Source organism: Pedobacter sp. MC2016-15 (assembly GCF_026239695.1).
Lineage (GTDB): Bacteria > Bacteroidota > Bacteroidia > Sphingobacteriales > Sphingobacteriaceae > Pedobacter.
Window position 1 is genome coordinate 293,228 of the sequence record NZ_JAPIVS010000005.1, and the last position, 15,477, is coordinate 308,704.

At 40.7% G+C, this 15,477-nt stretch carries 16 protein-coding genes and 1 tRNA gene; 12 read left to right on the forward strand and 5 right to left on the reverse strand.

Going from position 1 to position 15,477, the window contains the following annotated elements:
- The first annotated feature begins 130 nt into the window (after window positions 1-130).
- Both OQY15_RS16540 and OQY15_RS16545 read left to right on the forward strand, forming a co-directional pair.
- Window positions 131-355, forward strand: coding sequence for a hypothetical protein (locus OQY15_RS16540; protein ID WP_265792986.1), 225 nt, complete (start codon window positions 131-133; stop codon window positions 353-355).
- Window positions 356-496: 141 nt separating this feature from the next.
- Complete coding sequence (locus OQY15_RS16545) at window positions 497-2,485, forward strand: beta-L-arabinofuranosidase domain-containing protein (protein WP_265792988.1); 1,989 nt, start codon at window positions 497-499, stop codon at window positions 2,483-2,485.
- 25 nt (window positions 2,486-2,510) lie between these two features.
- Here OQY15_RS16545 and def read toward each other — a convergent pair whose 3' ends face one another.
- Both def and OQY15_RS16555 read right to left on the reverse strand, forming a co-directional pair.
- On the reverse strand, window positions 2,511-3,077 hold the full coding sequence (def, locus tag OQY15_RS16550) for a peptide deformylase (protein WP_265792989.1): 567 nt from the start codon (window positions 3,075-3,077) through the stop codon (window positions 2,511-2,513).
- Between the two features lie 182 nt (window positions 3,078-3,259).
- On the reverse strand, window positions 3,260-3,868 hold the full coding sequence (locus OQY15_RS16555; RefSeq protein WP_265793131.1) for a ferritin-like domain-containing protein: 609 nt from the start codon (window positions 3,866-3,868) through the stop codon (window positions 3,260-3,262).
- Between the two features lie 196 nt (window positions 3,869-4,064).
- On the opposite strand from OQY15_RS16555, the gene OQY15_RS16560 reads away from it, so the two are divergent.
- Window positions 4,065-4,547 carry a BLUF domain-containing protein gene (locus tag OQY15_RS16560; protein ID WP_265792990.1) on the forward strand — a complete coding sequence of 161 codons (483 nt, stop codon included), beginning with the start codon at window positions 4,065-4,067 and terminating at the stop codon, window positions 4,545-4,547.
- A 17-nt stretch (window positions 4,548-4,564) separates the two neighbouring features.
- Here OQY15_RS16560 and OQY15_RS16565 read toward each other — a convergent pair whose 3' ends face one another.
- A complete protein-coding gene (locus OQY15_RS16565; RefSeq protein ID WP_265792992.1) occupies window positions 4,565-4,831 on the reverse strand; it encodes a helix-turn-helix transcriptional regulator in 267 nt (88 codons plus the stop codon).
- Window positions 4,832-5,070: 239 nt separating this feature from the next.
- On the opposite strand from OQY15_RS16565, the gene OQY15_RS16570 reads away from it, so the two are divergent.
- The 4 genes from OQY15_RS16570 (at window position 5,071) to OQY15_RS16585 (ending at window position 9,937) form a co-directional block, all read left to right on the forward strand.
- A complete protein-coding gene (locus OQY15_RS16570; RefSeq protein ID WP_265792993.1) occupies window positions 5,071-5,643 on the forward strand; it encodes a hypothetical protein in 573 nt (190 codons plus the stop codon).
- 3 nt (window positions 5,644-5,646) lie between these two features.
- On the forward strand, window positions 5,647-7,770 hold the full coding sequence (locus OQY15_RS16575) for a cation:proton antiporter (protein ID WP_265792994.1): 2,124 nt from the start codon (window positions 5,647-5,649) through the stop codon (window positions 7,768-7,770).
- A 1,000-nt stretch (window positions 7,771-8,770) separates the two neighbouring features.
- Window positions 8,771-9,334: a hypothetical protein gene (locus tag OQY15_RS16580; protein WP_265792995.1), complete on the forward strand. Its 564-nt coding sequence runs from the start codon at window positions 8,771-8,773 to the stop codon at window positions 9,332-9,334.
- A gap of 39 nt (window positions 9,335-9,373) precedes the next feature.
- Window positions 9,374-9,937 (forward strand): GNAT family N-acetyltransferase, encoded by a 564-nt coding sequence (locus OQY15_RS16585; protein ID WP_265792996.1) that lies wholly within the window; start codon window positions 9,374-9,376, stop codon window positions 9,935-9,937.
- Window positions 9,938-9,971: 34 nt separating this feature from the next.
- On the opposite strand, the gene OQY15_RS16590 is transcribed toward OQY15_RS16585, so the two are convergent.
- On the reverse strand, window positions 9,972-10,283 hold the full coding sequence (locus OQY15_RS16590) for a helix-turn-helix domain-containing protein (protein WP_265792998.1): 312 nt from the start codon (window positions 10,281-10,283) through the stop codon (window positions 9,972-9,974).
- A gap of 126 nt (window positions 10,284-10,409) precedes the next feature.
- Between OQY15_RS16590 and OQY15_RS16595 the strand changes: the two genes are divergently transcribed.
- The 3 genes from OQY15_RS16595 to OQY15_RS16605 all read left to right on the forward strand — a co-directional run bounded on the left by OQY15_RS16595 (window position 10,410) and on the right by OQY15_RS16605 (window position 13,050).
- Window positions 10,410-11,348 carry an MBL fold metallo-hydrolase gene (locus OQY15_RS16595; RefSeq protein ID WP_265792999.1) on the forward strand — a complete coding sequence of 313 codons (939 nt, stop codon included), beginning with the start codon at window positions 10,410-10,412 and terminating at the stop codon, window positions 11,346-11,348.
- 224 nt (window positions 11,349-11,572) lie between these two features.
- Window positions 11,573-12,082, forward strand: a complete 510-nt coding sequence (locus OQY15_RS16600) for a hypothetical protein (protein WP_265793001.1) — start codon at window positions 11,573-11,575, stop codon at window positions 12,080-12,082.
- 248 nt (window positions 12,083-12,330) lie between these two features.
- Window positions 12,331-13,050, forward strand: a complete 720-nt coding sequence (locus tag OQY15_RS16605) for a hypothetical protein (protein ID WP_265793002.1) — start codon at window positions 12,331-12,333, stop codon at window positions 13,048-13,050.
- Between the two features lie 336 nt (window positions 13,051-13,386).
- On the opposite strand, the gene OQY15_RS16610 is transcribed toward OQY15_RS16605, so the two are convergent.
- Window positions 13,387-13,476: transfer RNA gene (locus OQY15_RS16610), tRNA-Ser, on the reverse strand.
- Between the two features lie 255 nt (window positions 13,477-13,731).
- Here OQY15_RS16610 and OQY15_RS16615 point away from each other — a divergent pair.
- Together OQY15_RS16615 and OQY15_RS16620 are read left to right on the forward strand one after the other, a co-directional pair.
- Window positions 13,732-14,634, forward strand: a complete 903-nt coding sequence (locus OQY15_RS16615) for a helix-turn-helix transcriptional regulator (protein WP_265793003.1) — start codon at window positions 13,732-13,734, stop codon at window positions 14,632-14,634.
- Window positions 14,635-14,711: 77 nt separating this feature from the next.
- The gene (locus OQY15_RS16620; RefSeq protein WP_265793004.1) at window positions 14,712-15,464 is read left to right on the forward strand and encodes an SDR family NAD(P)-dependent oxidoreductase; all 753 of its coding nucleotides are present in this window, start codon (window positions 14,712-14,714) and stop codon (window positions 15,462-15,464) included.
- The last annotated feature ends 13 nt before the right edge of the window (window positions 15,465-15,477 follow it).

The following is a 15,477-nucleotide window of genomic DNA, read 5'->3' on the forward strand; positions in this document are numbered from 1 at the left end:
TGACCATGCTTCCTAAAATGTTGATCGTTTAATATTTGATTTTTTTGGTAAACAAGCTGGCTGCTTGTAATTGAGTGTTTTTGGAACGTTAATTGTCGTAAATTTAAAGCTCAATATTTAAATTGTTAATATGGAATTGGCTAATATAAAATTCGGAGACTTTGTAAGGCATCGTCTGATCAACAGGTCAAAAAAATTGGCAGTCATCACCCTAAAAGAAGACAGAGTTTTTGTAAGATATGAAAACAACGGTATCTTTTATGAAACAGAGTTTTTTCTTTTTGAGCTTGAGCCCTTCAGTGAAGAGTCTCCTGGTCAGATAGGACAGGTTGCAAAGCCTTTCAAAATGTACTAGAACTGACAACCCGAAATCGGTGCTGCTAGTCACAGTATTTCTGAGAGGAAATGGCATATTTATTTTCCTGTGTTTCAAGGAATCGTTAGTTAACGATCTGACAAAACACGTATTAGATAATTTCCTTATCTTATCCAACATATGAAAATTATCCTTGCCGCCATTGTTTCTGTTTTCCTATCGTTAAATACCAGCGCTCAGTATGTAAAGCCAAAACCCGGTTTGGTAGAAACACCTTATCAGGAACTACCTCTTGGTTCTATCAAAGCCAGAGGATGGCTGGAGGAAATGCTTATCCGCCAGAAAAACGGCGCAACTGGTAATCTGGATAAACTTTATCCACTGATGAATAAACGGAATGGCTGGCTTGGTGGGGATGGGGATCAATGGGAGCGTGGTCCTTACTGGATTGACGGATTACTTCCGTTAGCCTATATATTAAATGATAAGGCGCTGATTGCCAAAGTAAAACCCTGGATAGAGTGGTCGATCAAAAGCCAGACAGCTGATGGATATTTCGGGCCTTCAAAAGATTACCCTGAAGAAGCCGGTCTGCAGCGTGATAACAGTCGGGATTGGTGGCCTAAGATGGTGATGCTGAAAGTACTAAAGCAATATTACTCGGCTACGGGAGATAAAAGAGTCATCAACCTCATGACCCGTTATTTCAGGTACCAGCTGGCAGAATTACCTAAAAAGCCACTAGACAACTGGACCTACTGGGCAAAGTATAGAGGCGCAGATAACCTGATGGTAGTTTACTGGTTGTACAACATTACAGGTGAAAAATTCCTGCTTGAGCTGGGAGAGCTGATCCACAGGCAGACCTTTGATTTTACCAATGCTTTTTTGAATACGGATCTGTTAAAGAAAAAAGGCAGTATTCACACTGTTAACCTGGCCCAGGGAATGAAAGAGCCCCTGATCTATTCACAGGCTCATCCGTCTGCCCGGTACATCGATGCGGCAAAGAAGGGATTTGAGGATCTCCGGATCTATAATGGCACGGCCAATGGGCTATACGGAGGTGATGAGGCCCTGCATGGCAACAATCCGACACAAGGCGCTGAGTTGTGTGCCGCGGTTGAAATGATGTTTACTCTGGAGAGTTCACTTCAAATTACCGGTGCAGTAAATTATGCTGACCAGCTGGAGAAGATCGCCTTTAATGCATTGCCTACGCAAGTTTCCGATGATTATTCTGCTCATCAATATTTCCAGCAGGCTAACCAGGTGATGTTAACCCGGCAGATGCATAATTTTGGTGATAATCATGGCGGTACTGATATCTGTTATGGTCTCCTGACCGGATATCCATGCTGTACTTCAAATATGCATCAGGGCTGGCCTAAGTTTACCCAAAACCTATGGTATGTAACCCCGGATAATGGTGTTGCGGCATTGGTTTATGCACCGAGCGAGGTAACAACCAAGGTAGCAGGAAATGTACCGGTGACGATAACCGAGGAGACATCTTATCCTTTTGAAGAAAGTATTCAGTTTACCATCAAGACGAAGGCTGAAGTAAAATTTCCCTTTCAGCTCAGGATCCCTAAATGGTGTACAACAGCGGTCGTGGAGGTAAATGGAGAGAAAGTTTCAACGTATAAAGGAGACCAGGTGATCAAACTGGAGCGCACATGGAAATCAGGAGATGTGGTGCAGCTGAAGCTTCCAATGCATATTTTCAAAAGCAACTGGCATGAAAATTCAATGGCAGTTGAGCGTGGGCCAATCACCTACGCATTAAAAATAGGTGAGGAGTTCACTAAGGTAAGTAATATTAAGGACCCTGAAGTATATGGAAACTATACAGAAGTCCGTCCCTCTACAGCCTGGAATTACGGATTATACGATGTGACTGAGGCTAAACTGAACGACTATTTCAAAGTGGAACAGACAGGGAAAAAATCTTTATACCCATGGAATCTGGAAAATGCACCTCTGCAGATCAGGACAACAGGCAGGAAAATCCCATCCTGGAAGTTATACAATGATATGGCAGGTCCTATCCCTTACAGTCATATATATGGTTTGGAAAGCGATGCGGCGGACGAGAATATTGTTTTGGTTCCTTACGGATGTACAACGCTGAGGATTTCGCAGTTTCCGCAGGTCGGTCGAAAATAAGAATAGATTCTTACCATAAACTGTGTTAGGTATCCGAAGATTTGGCCTGTCGCATAAAATTTATATCTATTATACCATTTGATATATCATTTAGTTTTTTCTCAATCAGCGGGTCAAGCGGCTGTTTGAGCCTATCAATAAATAACGTGCCTTCTATGTGGTCGTACTCATGCTGTATCACACGTGCCGCCAGTCCGTCAAAGGTGTCCTCCTGCGGGTTCCAGTCTTCGTCATAATAGGAGAGTTTCACATTTGGTCGACGATAAACCTCCTCCAGGATACCTGGGATGCTCAGGCATCCTTCTGTGAAGGGCGATTCTTCACCTGTCTCCTCTAAAATAGTAGCATTGATAAACGCTTTTTTAAAATTGATAGGTTCTGGTGCATTATCGGCGGGTACTGTAAAATCGATTACAAATAAGCGGATGGGCATGCCGATCTGCGGGGCAGCAAGGCCGATACCCTGAGCCGCATGCATCGTTTCGAACATATCTGCAATCAGCTCTTTGATGTTTGGGTAGTCAGTAGGTACAATTGGAGTAGCTTTTTTTCTTAGTACCGGATCTCCGTAGTTTATAATAGGATATATCATTTTTTGATGTAGTTATTAAGCTTGCAGTGATTGAATAATTATTCTTCGCAGCAAGATTAATAAAATCCCGGCTGGTTTACCATCCCTAAATCCTTGGATAGTGTAAACATGCCAAGCAGGGCGGAACAAAGCGATCCCCAAATTAATAAGGCACTGAATATAAATCCAGTGCCTTAAACAAATTATTCTGCTGCTGCAGCCTCATTCACGAGACCTTCTGCAACTTCAGTTAAAGCTACATCCGTCGCTTTTTCATTGTCAAGTGTCAATTGCAATAATTCTGCGATGTCTTCGCGGTTCATATTTCTTGCGAAAACTACAAGCGTTCCGTAGGTAGCAATTTCATAGTGTTCTACTTTTTGGGCAGCAAGTATCAAACCTGCATCACGGATCTGAGTACCTTTCTCAGTATCTTCAATGATGCTGGAGGCTTCCTTTAGCAAACCTTCCATTGCATCGCATTTTTTCGCCTGTGCTTTTTCATCCAGTAATGCAAAAACCTGCTCTAAAGTTGCAATATGAGCATTGGTTTCTTCTGTGTGTTTAGTGAAAGCTTCAGCCAGTTCAGGATTAGTGGCTGCTTTTTTTAATTTAGGTAGCGCTTTTACCAGATGTTTTTCCGCCCAGTAGATATCTTTTAGTTCATCAACGAAAAATTCATGGAACTCTGAATCCTCGATTTTAGCTGCTGACGGAGTTTGTTTTTTTGATGATTTAGGTGCAGCAGTTTTGCTGGTACTCGTTTTCTTTGCTGTAGCAGGCTTTGTGCTGCTTGTTTTTGTAGTTGCCATAGGTTTGTTTTTATAGTGTAGATTGGTTGCTATAACCAAGATGTATTTAGAATGTTTTTGCAATTGATAAATCATCTGAAACATCAGCACAGTTCTATCCTTATCAAATTTTTTCTTTTTTTGCATCCAGTAACTTATTTTTATGGCTGATAAAATTCCCTTAATTCTATTTGCAAACGCTACAATCAAAATACCTATGAACTTTTATCTGATTTATATAAGTGATGCCACATACCTGATGGATTCTGGTGAGCTCGATGACATCCTCGCGGCGGCATCTACAAACAATCCGCGTAGGAATGTTACTGGTATGCTACTTTATATAGAGGGGTTATTTACAGTAGGAGGAAAGAAAAAGCTGGCTAAGGATATCAAAGGGAAATTCATACAGCTGCTGGAAGGGAATGAAAAAGATGTTAGAAATGCTTTTGAAGTGATTGAGCAGGACACCAGACATCGCAATCTAATCATCATGAAGGAGGGCACTGGATCTCAGCGTTACTTTAAAGATTGGTCGATGGGATTTAGACACTATCAGGTGAACGCGGAGGGAGAGCTGGAGAGTTGCACAAATTTAAGACATGATTTTCTGGATCAGCCGCTAACAGATGATGAGGAGAGTCCTTATCACTTTTTGAAATCATTTTATCAAATGAGTAAGTCTAAAAGAGTAATTTAAGCTGGGAAACCATGTAGTTATAAAACCCTCTGGCCTACACGGTTGCGATAGGTTACTTCACGTTCCTGCAAACTCGTCTGCCGCAGGTCAACAGTGATCAGCATATCAATGCTCACCTCAAAAAACTCAGAAAGCCGCTTCAAAATAACCAATGGCGGTTCCGATAAAGCTTCCTCGTACTTGGAATAACGTGCGCGACTGATGATTAAACTGTCAGCAATTTTTTGTTGTGAAGAGTTTCTAAGCGCTCTTAAATACCGTAAATTATCTGAAAGAATGGACATGATTTTAATGTTAGCTGTCCAAAAGTAGAAAATAAATACTAAATATAATAGTAAATAGTATACTAATTAAAATAGCTTTATAGTTTTTGCTTAGCTGCCCATACCACAATTACCCCTAATCAACACACGCGCAAACTACTACCTTAACGCGCAATTCTCCTAAAGATCCGGCAAATTTATCTCCTTCAAATTATATCATAGCCCGATGGCCAGGTTTTTGAAGCGATAATAACCAGAATATGAATCAAAAACTATTACTTACCTTATTTATTTCTGCCTGTTTATTCGTCGCCTGCGGCGATAAAGACCGTGAAAAGCAACTCGACGCTCGGGAACAGGCCATTGCTAAACAGGAAACCGACTTTGCTGCAAAAGCAGCAGACTACCAGTCCCTGATAAAAATGCGTGACAGCCTGCGTTCTAAAAAACCTGACACCCTCGCCCTTCAACAGTGGCCGGAAGGTATTCCCGGCAATTGGAACGGCAAAACCCTATGCAGAGAGTCTGACTGTACTGATTATGTAGTAGGAGACCAGCGCTCAGATACCTGGGTATTTGAGGGAGATTCCACAGGCATCTTTATGAAAGTAATAAATAAGGATAAAATTCTGCGTGTATATAATGCTCAGGTTGACAGCACCGAGATTCGTCTGCATTACAAAACCGACTCCACTGCCACCAGGCAAGTTGATATCAGCGTAGTGCTCAACCGCGCGGGGAACGACCTCATGAAGGGCAGCCAAACCATTTCTGTTAATAATAGTTGCACCGCCAAGTTCTCTGTTGAGTTAACACGCAATTCTAATCCTTAAGACATGCCCTTACTTAGCATACAACACCTGACGCTGCCGATTGAAGATCCGGTGTTAAAGTTCCTGCTGGAATTGATCATCATTCTCAGCGCGCCGCTTCTGTTAAATAAAATTAAGGTTCCCCATTTACTCGGCTTAATCATCGCCGGCGCTGTAGTGGGACCAAATGGATACAACCTTTTGTCGCGCGATAGCAGCGTAGTCGTAACTGGTACCACCGGTCTGCTTTATATCATGTTTCTTGCCGGACTGGAGATTGATATGGGTGATTTCAAAAAGAACAAATGGAAAAGTCTCGGCTTCTCCGTTTACACCTTTGCAGTGCCTTTTATCCTGGGCTTAGTCGCTGGTCTTTACGTACTACAGTTTAATCTGTTAACATCCGTACTGTTCGCCAGTCTCTTTTCTTCGCACACCTTGATTGCTTACCCACTGGTGAGTAAGCTTGGCATCGCCAAAAACCTCGCCGTCAACGTAACCGTGGGAGGGACAATGGTCACCGACGTACTTTCTTTATTGGTGCTGGCCGTGGTAGTAGGAATGACCCAGGGCACCGTGGGCCCGGCATTCTGGATCACACTATCAGTATCGATGGTGGTTTTCAGTGTTGTTGTGCTGGTGCTCTTCCCAATTATGGCGCGGTGGTTCTTCAAATCTGTTGAGGATAAAATCTCGCAATATATATTTGTACTGGTGGTAATTTACCTGGCGGCAATGGCTGCCGAACTCGCCGGAATTGAAGCCATCATTGGTGCATTTTTCGCCGGTCTGGCATTAAACAGGCTCATTCCGCATTCTTCCTCACTTATGAATCGCGTAGAGTTTGTAGGTAATGCCATCTTTATCCCGTTTTTCCTGATCAGCGTGGGAATGCTGATTGACGTTTCTGTATTTTTCAAAAGCTGGGAAACCATCGCTGTGGCGGCGGTTATGCTAGTATGTTCCATTGGTGGAAAATACCTTGCTGCAATACTTACTCAAAAGACATTTAAGTTTACGAACGATGAAGGGCAGCTGATCTTTGGTATGAGTGCTGCCTCTGCTGCGGCGACGCTGGCATCGGTAATGGTTGGCTATAACATCGTCATTTCCGAAACTGCATCCGGGGAGCCTATCAGGCTTTTAAATGAACATGTGTTGAATGGAAGTATCCTTCTAATCCTGGTTTCCTGTACAGTATCATCGTTCAAATCGATGTCCAGCGCGCAGAAGATTGCGCAAGCTGAAAATGAACAGACCGTGGCGGATAACAATCCTGATGAGGAGAAGATCCTGCTGGCGGTAAACCATGAAAAAACCGTGGAGAGCATGGTCAACCTGAGTTTGCTGATCAAAGCGGAGCAAAACAAGGAAAGGTTGTTTGCGCTGAATGTGATCAATGAAGATAAAAACGAGTCTTCCGTAAAGAATGCGGACAAGATATTAAGCTATGCTGTAAATGCTGGGGCAGCGGCCGATGTGAAGCTGATGCCACTAACGCGATACGATAATGACGTGATTGCCGGAATTACAAATGTGCTGAAAGAACAAAAGATTACTGACCTGGTGATCGGCTTGCAAGACGAGAAAGGTTTCTCCAGCTCGTTCATAGATAACCTGCATGATGGGTATCTTAAAAACGCACATGTTAATGTGATGGTTTACCATGCCGCACAGCCCATTGCCACGGTGCAGAAATACCTGGTGTTTATTCCACCAAATGCGGAGAAGGAACCTGGATTTTTCTATGCCTTGTTAAGGATCTGGAACATCGCTAAGCGTTCGGGATCTACTGTTGAGTTCCGGACTACAAGCTCAATCATCACTATACTGAAGAGGATTCAGGAGAAGGCTAATATAGAAGCCAGCTACAAAATCCTGGAGAAATGGGATGTGCAAAGTACTATTGCTTCGGAATTGGGTGCTGATACCGGCTTGATTGTGATGATGGCGAAGAGGGGCATGATATCTCATACTCCACTGATGAATAGCCTGCCGTACCTGCTGAACCAGAAACTACAGCAAAACAACTACCTGCTGATTTATCCTTTCTCGGAAATGACGGCCGTAGCGACTGAAAAAAGGTCTATCAGTAACCATGATGATTTTGCTGATATTGGGCAGACTATAGGGAAGCTTTTTAGGTAACGGCTGGGTTTTAGGGGGTCTTTGGTATTCAATCTGGGTTTGTTTTGTTACAAAATCTTGGTGAACTGGGTTTGCTTTGTTACAAATAATGAGCAGATTTGGGTTTGTTTTGTTACAAAATCTGGATAATCTGGGTTTGCTTTGTTACAAATACTGAGCAGATTTGAGTTTGTTTTCTATTTTTACATTGCATCAGCAGCTTAATAATATGTCAAATTTAGAGCTTGAAAAACAGCGTGAGAAATATTTGATTACCATCAGAAATTAAGGGCAAATAATTTCAGCAAGGATCTACCGTTCCTTATTCTTTCTGAAAGACTAACCCAAAGGACAAGTCTACATAGAATACGCTGATGGTCGCATAGAGATCCAGGAAGTCGCATCTGCAGGAAAAAAGTTCCGTACACGTGTAATTAAAGTTCTGAAAGGAATACAGGCAGATAGCGTCCGTAAAACCTATGGATTACTCTAAGCCAATAAATCTGATTGATGTTTTTAAAAAAAATCGACACAGCTAGTTATTTACTAACTTAAAAACAGTGTTTTTATAATGGAAATTGGAGGGGTGAGGTGATGAGTACGTTAGGGATGGCTTCGACCCAATGACCGATTAACAAGGGGCCAATAGCGGACCGGAGGCGGTGCTCAGGCGGTGTATAGGCGGTGCTGAAGCGGGGCTTGTATACCCCCCGGCCCTTTAAGCACCACTAGAGATCCGCTGCTGAACCGTTTTTGATGCGTTATTGCCTCGAAGCCATCCTTAACTGATCCAGAACTCATCCTTAATTGGCTGGGCGTATGCGAGGAAAACCTGCGTGCCATCAGCATTTACAAAAAGAACGGCTTAAATTTATGTATCATGGATCACTTAAAAATAAGGTCATTTACCCTGCGAATTTCATGGTTTACGTAATAAACTTTAAAATAAATCAATCATCTGCTTTCATGTTAAGAATAAATCTAATTTAGCGCAAGAAACATGAATTAATAGATTTAAGAAATGAATAGATTTTTAGGTTTAAAGTGCAAAGTCGTCGTGCTAATATTCCTACTTACGGGATGCAAAAAAGATGACTCAACTGATGAAATACAAAAAACTCTTAATGGGAAATATTCCATTTTGAGCGCCACTGCTGATAAAAAAATAGATGTTAATTTTGATGGTGTTGAGAGTTCAGATCTTTTAAAGGAAATAGCAACTTTAAAAGAGTCTTTTCTGGAATTGATTATACGAGACAATGATCAGTCTTATGTGTTTTCTCAATTTTGGCAAAACCAGTATTTCAACACATCGGATGAAAATATCCCAATTGCTTACGATCCTAAGGTGCTTGTCAATTATATGAATCAGGCAACTGTATCCTCTTTCACTATTAATCCAGATGGCTCAAAGCTGCTTTTAGACCGTAAGGTTTCAGACGCCTCATTCCCTCTGCCGGAATCCGTAGCAATCTTGAAGAACCAAGATGTAAAAATAACGATGGCAAGGTCATTATATACAAGTAGTGGATGGCAAAAAACAAGTGTAATAGTAGTATATCACAAATTTAGTAGTGATTTTTAGGCCACTATGTTATCGGGTGACGAGGAACAGAGAAATATCATGATGAAAAAACAAACAGTCAAATCCATAGATCTTCAACCAACATTGGAAAATGAGCAAATCGCGCTCTATCCTTTACAAGATGGTGATTTTGATGTCTTGTATGCGGTTGCATCCGACCAGGAAATTTGGCGACAACACCCAAACAAAGACCGCTGGAAAAAGGAAGTATTTCAAACATTTTTTGAAGGAGCTATGCAAAGTAAAGGCGCGTTCAAAATACTTGACAAGACCAGTGAAATGACTGTCGGTAGTACTCGCTTTTATGATTATGATCCTGAAGACAAAAGTATCTTTATCGGTTATACCTTTTATGCTACATCATGCTGGGGGAAAGGTGTCAATCCACAGGTCAAGGCTATCATGTTAGATTATATTTTTCAGTTCATAGAGCGTGTTAACTTCCATATTGGAGCAGAAAATATCCGTTCACAAATTGCTATTGCTCGTTTGGGTGCAACAAAAGTTGCTGAACAGGAAGTAACATATTTCGGTGAAAGCTCTAAACTCAACTTTGTATATGAAGTGAAAAAAACTTCATGGCAGAATGTAGGGAATAGATAAATAGCCTAATTTCCATATAAATTCCACAGTGCTATCATTCCTTTGAAGATTTGGGAGTATCGCCCTGATGATGTCTGGCATTCCATTCCGTCAGCATATTTAATATCGGCAAAAGTTCCAAACCTTTATCTGTGAGTGTATATTCAACCCTTGGTGGCATTTCTTTAAATGCATTTCTCAGGATGATTCCATCTTCTTCCAATTCCTTCAATTGTTCAGTGAGAATTTTCTTACTGATCAGACCCATTTTGGCATGTATTAGCCCAAATCTCTGCGATTTTAAACCAATGGTGTAAATTATAATAGGTTTCCATTTGGTTCCTATGGTTGCCATTGTTCTGGTCATAGGGCAATTGTGACAGATAAATATTTCTTTAGCCATGTTAGTTACAAAAAGGTATCCGCTATTCTATAATCCTACTTTAAAGGTAGTTCAATAATAGGTTACTTTGTGTAACTAATATAAAAAAAAATGAAAAGATCTAAAGTATTTCTCTTATTTGGGTTGTTCCTCAGTTTAATGTCAGGTTTTGTTAAAGCACAGCCAAAAGAAAATCAGGCAGGATATTACCACATGTCTATTGGCAAATTTGAAGTCATTGCCTTATCAGATGGAACAGTTCCTGTAAATGCAAAGGAATTACTAAATCATGACGCCAAAATTCCGGATCTATTAGCAAAGCAATTTCTTTCTGAGACGGTTGAAACATCAATTAATACATACTTGATTAAGTCGGGTACAAAGTTGATTCTTGTGGATGCAGGAGCAGGTAGTCTTTTCGGCCGTCAACATGGGGGTGGTCTGATTAACAGTCTTAGAAAAGCAGGCTTCAAACCAGATGAGGTTACTGATATTCTAATTACCCATATTCATCTTGATCACACCGGAGGCCTGAGTAATGCCGGTGAAATGTTATTTCCTAATGCAATGCTTCATGTCAATCAGAAAGAGATCGATTTTTGGAAAGTACATGAAAAGGAAAGTCCTTTGGATACAAGAGGGATCAAATCTAACCGGTCATCATATATAAACTTTAAACCATATCTGAAAGCGGGCAAAGTTTTGGCCTTCAAAAGTGATACACTGTTGTTTCCGGGGATAAGCAGTCATGAATATGCCGGACACACAGCTGGTCATACAGTTTATGAATTGTCCAGTGAGGGACAAAAACTCCTATTCTGGGGAGATCTGATCCATATCGCTGCAGTACAGTTTAGCGGCGCAGAAATCCCTAATGAATTTGATTTTGATAAACTAAAAGCTGCAGGGCAGCGTAAAAGAGCTTATGCTGATGCGGCGGATAAAGGTTATCTGATTGCGGCAGATCATATTTCTTTTCCGGGAATAGGCTATCTCAGAAGTGATCATAATAGTTATGTGTGGGTACCGGTTAACTTTAGTGTTAAATGACACCCCACTAAAAGTCGGTCTTAATAGGATTATCGAAACTTGATATCACAAAATGTGATATCAAGTTTCGATTCCAGCTCAACTTGATGTTCCATTTTGGAACATCAAGTTTTTTAAGTCATCTTTTTTAAACTGAACCATCCGACCTTCTTGTGGAAATTGTTTCAGATTTCTATTCAGCGCTTTATTTGCTATCTTGTTTGGGCAAAAACAACCTACAAATAATGACGACGCCTCAAATCCTAATCAAATATTTTACATTTAGTCTGTCTATCGCTTCTATTTCCTGGATTGTTGGCATGATCATCACTGCCGTACTTTCAAAAACTGATTTCTATAAGCAAAGGTTGTCGGGCTTATACTTGGTCAAAGATGATAATATCAATAAAATGCTTGGCCTTGAAGCTTTTAGATGGATAATCATGCATAGCTTTTTTAAATATTTTAATCCTAAGCTTTCAATCCCGAAAAGAATACTAAAAAGCGAACTGGAGGAATATAGGTTAGAAATGACTAAGGCTGAACTTAATCACATTTTTGCATTCCTGTTCATGGGGATTTTCATTTTGGTAAAGGTATATCACGGTCTATATTTGTTTGCATCAGTGATGCTGCTTGTCAATGTCTTAATGAACTTGTACCCGAGTTTGCTGCAGCAAAAGAATAAAAGACGGATCGATCGGTATCTAAATGTATTGCATCAAAGAACACTTCAGAAGGTTGGTAGTTCGTGAGAAAGAATAAAGGTTGATCAAATAAAAATGCCCTCGGTAGCGGTTCAGCATTATGCTGAAATGCTTAAAGCGTTGAAAATTAATCGCTTTGTTTGAACTTCGTTAAAAGATAGTCGTATAAGAACTGCTTATTAAATCTCCGATTCAACACTAAATTTGTCAATCTTGAATAATTTTACCTGTAAATTATTTTTTACATTCGGAGACAAGAGTCGAAAGTTGAACCCGTACTAATTACCAAGTATTTTATGGATTTACAGGCGTTTTATAAAGACCAATATGATAAATCTCTGGCTAGTAAGAGTGAGATTAATTCTTCATTATCTACGCATATTGGTATACTCACCGCCTTAGTAGCAGCACTGTATTATGCTTCTACTAATTTTGATTTAAATGACAGTCTTATTTTGAGTATATCTTTTATAGTATTTACATTATTAGCTGTTGCTTTTTTGTCGATCTCTACGTATCGTCTCATTAAAGCATTTTCGGATTTTCATAATGGACAAGAATATGCCTATCTTAATGACACTGATTATTTGGATAATTATTACACTGATTTAGTGACATTCTATAGTACGGCGCCTGATGTAGACCGTGAGTCGGCTGAAGAGTTAGCTGTAAACGAATTTAATTCGTACCTTACTAAGGAATTAATCAAGAATACGGCAATAAATCAAATCAATAACAGACTAAAAACCTATCATAGGTTTAAGTGTCATCAGTTTATGATTTATGCCTTAATTGTATTAAGTTTGCTAGTAATTCCATTTGGTATTGATTTTGGAATACATAAGGGAGAAGAAAAAGTTCATAAAGTCAAAATTGAGTACCCTCTATCTTTGATTCTATCTGTAGAATATAAAGATTCAGTTCAACGTTTAACTTTCAAAACATCAGATTATGGCAAATCAAACCGTAAAAAAACCGACACCACCGCCATCATTACTAATAAGAGACGGCGTTAATCCAACAATTTACAGACCTAATCCTATTGTTAAGAGCGGAACTAAGAAATAATTGTTATTTCAATTTTGTGGATAATGTCACAAAATAGTTTTCGATAGCAATTTGTAGAATAATAAGAATATCAGAACTCATCTAGATCTTTTTTAGGTGAGTTTTTTTATTAACTCCGCTTTTTGTAAAAGCGATGTTTTTCCCATAGGAGAGATTCATTCTGTATTGAAAGTGAGGACAGGCGCTAACAGGAATTATTGGATTAGCTCCTTACTCTCGCTGATCCCTGAAGGACAGAGTCCTGAAACAAAAAATGCCACCCAAACTGGGCAGCATTTGTGTTTTGGCGGAGAGTGGGGGATTCGAACCCGCGGACCCTTTGACAAGTCAACAGTTTTCAAGACTGCCGCAATCGACCACTCTGCCAACTCTCCGCGACAAAAGTACAAATAAACTTCATTTACCCAAATAATCCCCCTTAACTATCTTTTAAATGCCTCATAATGAATCTGAAATTTTTATCTGAAGCCCTTTTAAACGCATATTTTGCACATCCATCCCAAATTGAGATCTTGCACCACAAAACAGAGTAGATGTTTGAATTTTGTAATTATTGGTTTGATTAACGCAATCGGAATTAAGAGAGCGAAAGTAAATTTGTATCAGCAAATTTTAGTAAATTCATTCTTATGGAAAAGACGCAGACATTAGAGAACTTTTATCAGCATAAATTTAACACCACACCACCAATCGTACAGCATGGGGTAGGGCACTTTAATGTTTTCCGTCTCGAAGAATGCATGGGGCCCAATGCCAAGCCTGTATCCTACAGCAGACGCGATTTTTACAAAATCAGCCTTGTCCGCGGAAAGTACAGATTCCACTACGCAGACAAAAGCATCTCCAGTGAAGGCACAACACTGATGTTTTTCAATCCCAACGTTGCCTACACCGTAGAATCACTGTCAGAGAATAACACCGGCTTCTTCTGCATCTTTACAGAATCCTTCTTTATCGAGAAAATCAGAGGCAGCCTCACCGATCTGCCCATGTTTAGCAACGGCGGTAAACCTGCCTATTTCCTTGACCAAAAGCAAGATGACATCGTATCCGCTATTTTCACGAAGATGCTCGATGAAATTGAGTCTGAGTACGTTTTCAAATATGATCTGCTGCGCAACTACGTGACTGAGCTCACGCATTACGCACTCAAATCACAACCTTCAGAAACACTTTACCAGCATCCCGATGCCAAGTCCAGGATCACCTCTGTGTTTACAGAACTACTCGAGCGTCAGTTTCCGATAGAAACACCCTCACAGCGCTTCTCTATGCGTTCGGCAAAGGATTTCGCGGAGAAACTCGCCGTGCATGTGAATCACCTCAACAGATCCGTTAAAGAGACCACAGGAAAGACCACAACCGATATCATTACACAGCGTCTGCTGGCCGAAGCAAAATCACTTTTGAGACATACCGACTGGAACGTTTCCGAAATAGGATACTGCCTGGGTTTTGAAGAGGCCGCACATTTCAATAACTTTTTCAAAAAACAGACTGCCTATACCCCGGGTTCTTTCAGGAATGTTTGAATTTAGTAATGATGTGATTGATTGTTGCAATCTAAGACATCACTTCCTGAAGTAGATTTGTTTTCAAATTTACAATCATGGAAAATCAATCAAAAGTTTGGTACGTTACGGGTGCCTCTGATGGGCTGGGATTAAATTTAGTAAAACAATTACTGGCAGCAGGTTACAGAGTTGCTGCAACTGCAGAAAGCAAAGCTGAGCTCGAAGATGCAGTACGAGATAACTCTTCCAATTTCCTTGCGCTCGAAGTAAACCTCTCCAGGGAAGACACTGTCATCGCATCTTTGCAAACTGCAGCTGATACTTTCGGCAACATCGATGTGGTGGTGAATAATGCTGCACAAAAACCGGCCGGTAGGTTTGAGGAGTTCAGCGACAAACAAGCCAGGGCTAACTTCGAAATCAATGTCTTCGGGATGATGAATGTCATCAGGAACGCCATGTCTCATTTCAGACCTCAGCAATCAGGTCACATCTTTAATATCTCATCGGCAGCAGCCAGCAGCGGGAAATATTCAGGCTTAAGTATCCACTGCGCTACCAGGTTCGCCGTTGCCGGCCTGTCAGAATCCCTCGCTGCAGAAGCCAAACCTTTTGGTATACACGTGACCGTAGTGTTGCCCGATCAGTTCAGAAGCAGTCTCGCAAAGGAGGAAGCCACGACTACAGCAGAGCCAGCAGTAGCAGGAAATACTGCATCGGCGATGATCAGCATTGCACAAAATGAAGAACCACCACTATACCTCTTCCTGAGCAAAGCTTCATTCCTGGCAGCAACTGAAAGATTGGAAAGTATAAAAAAAGACATGTGCCTCTGGCCGCATACCTGAAAAATAGACATCT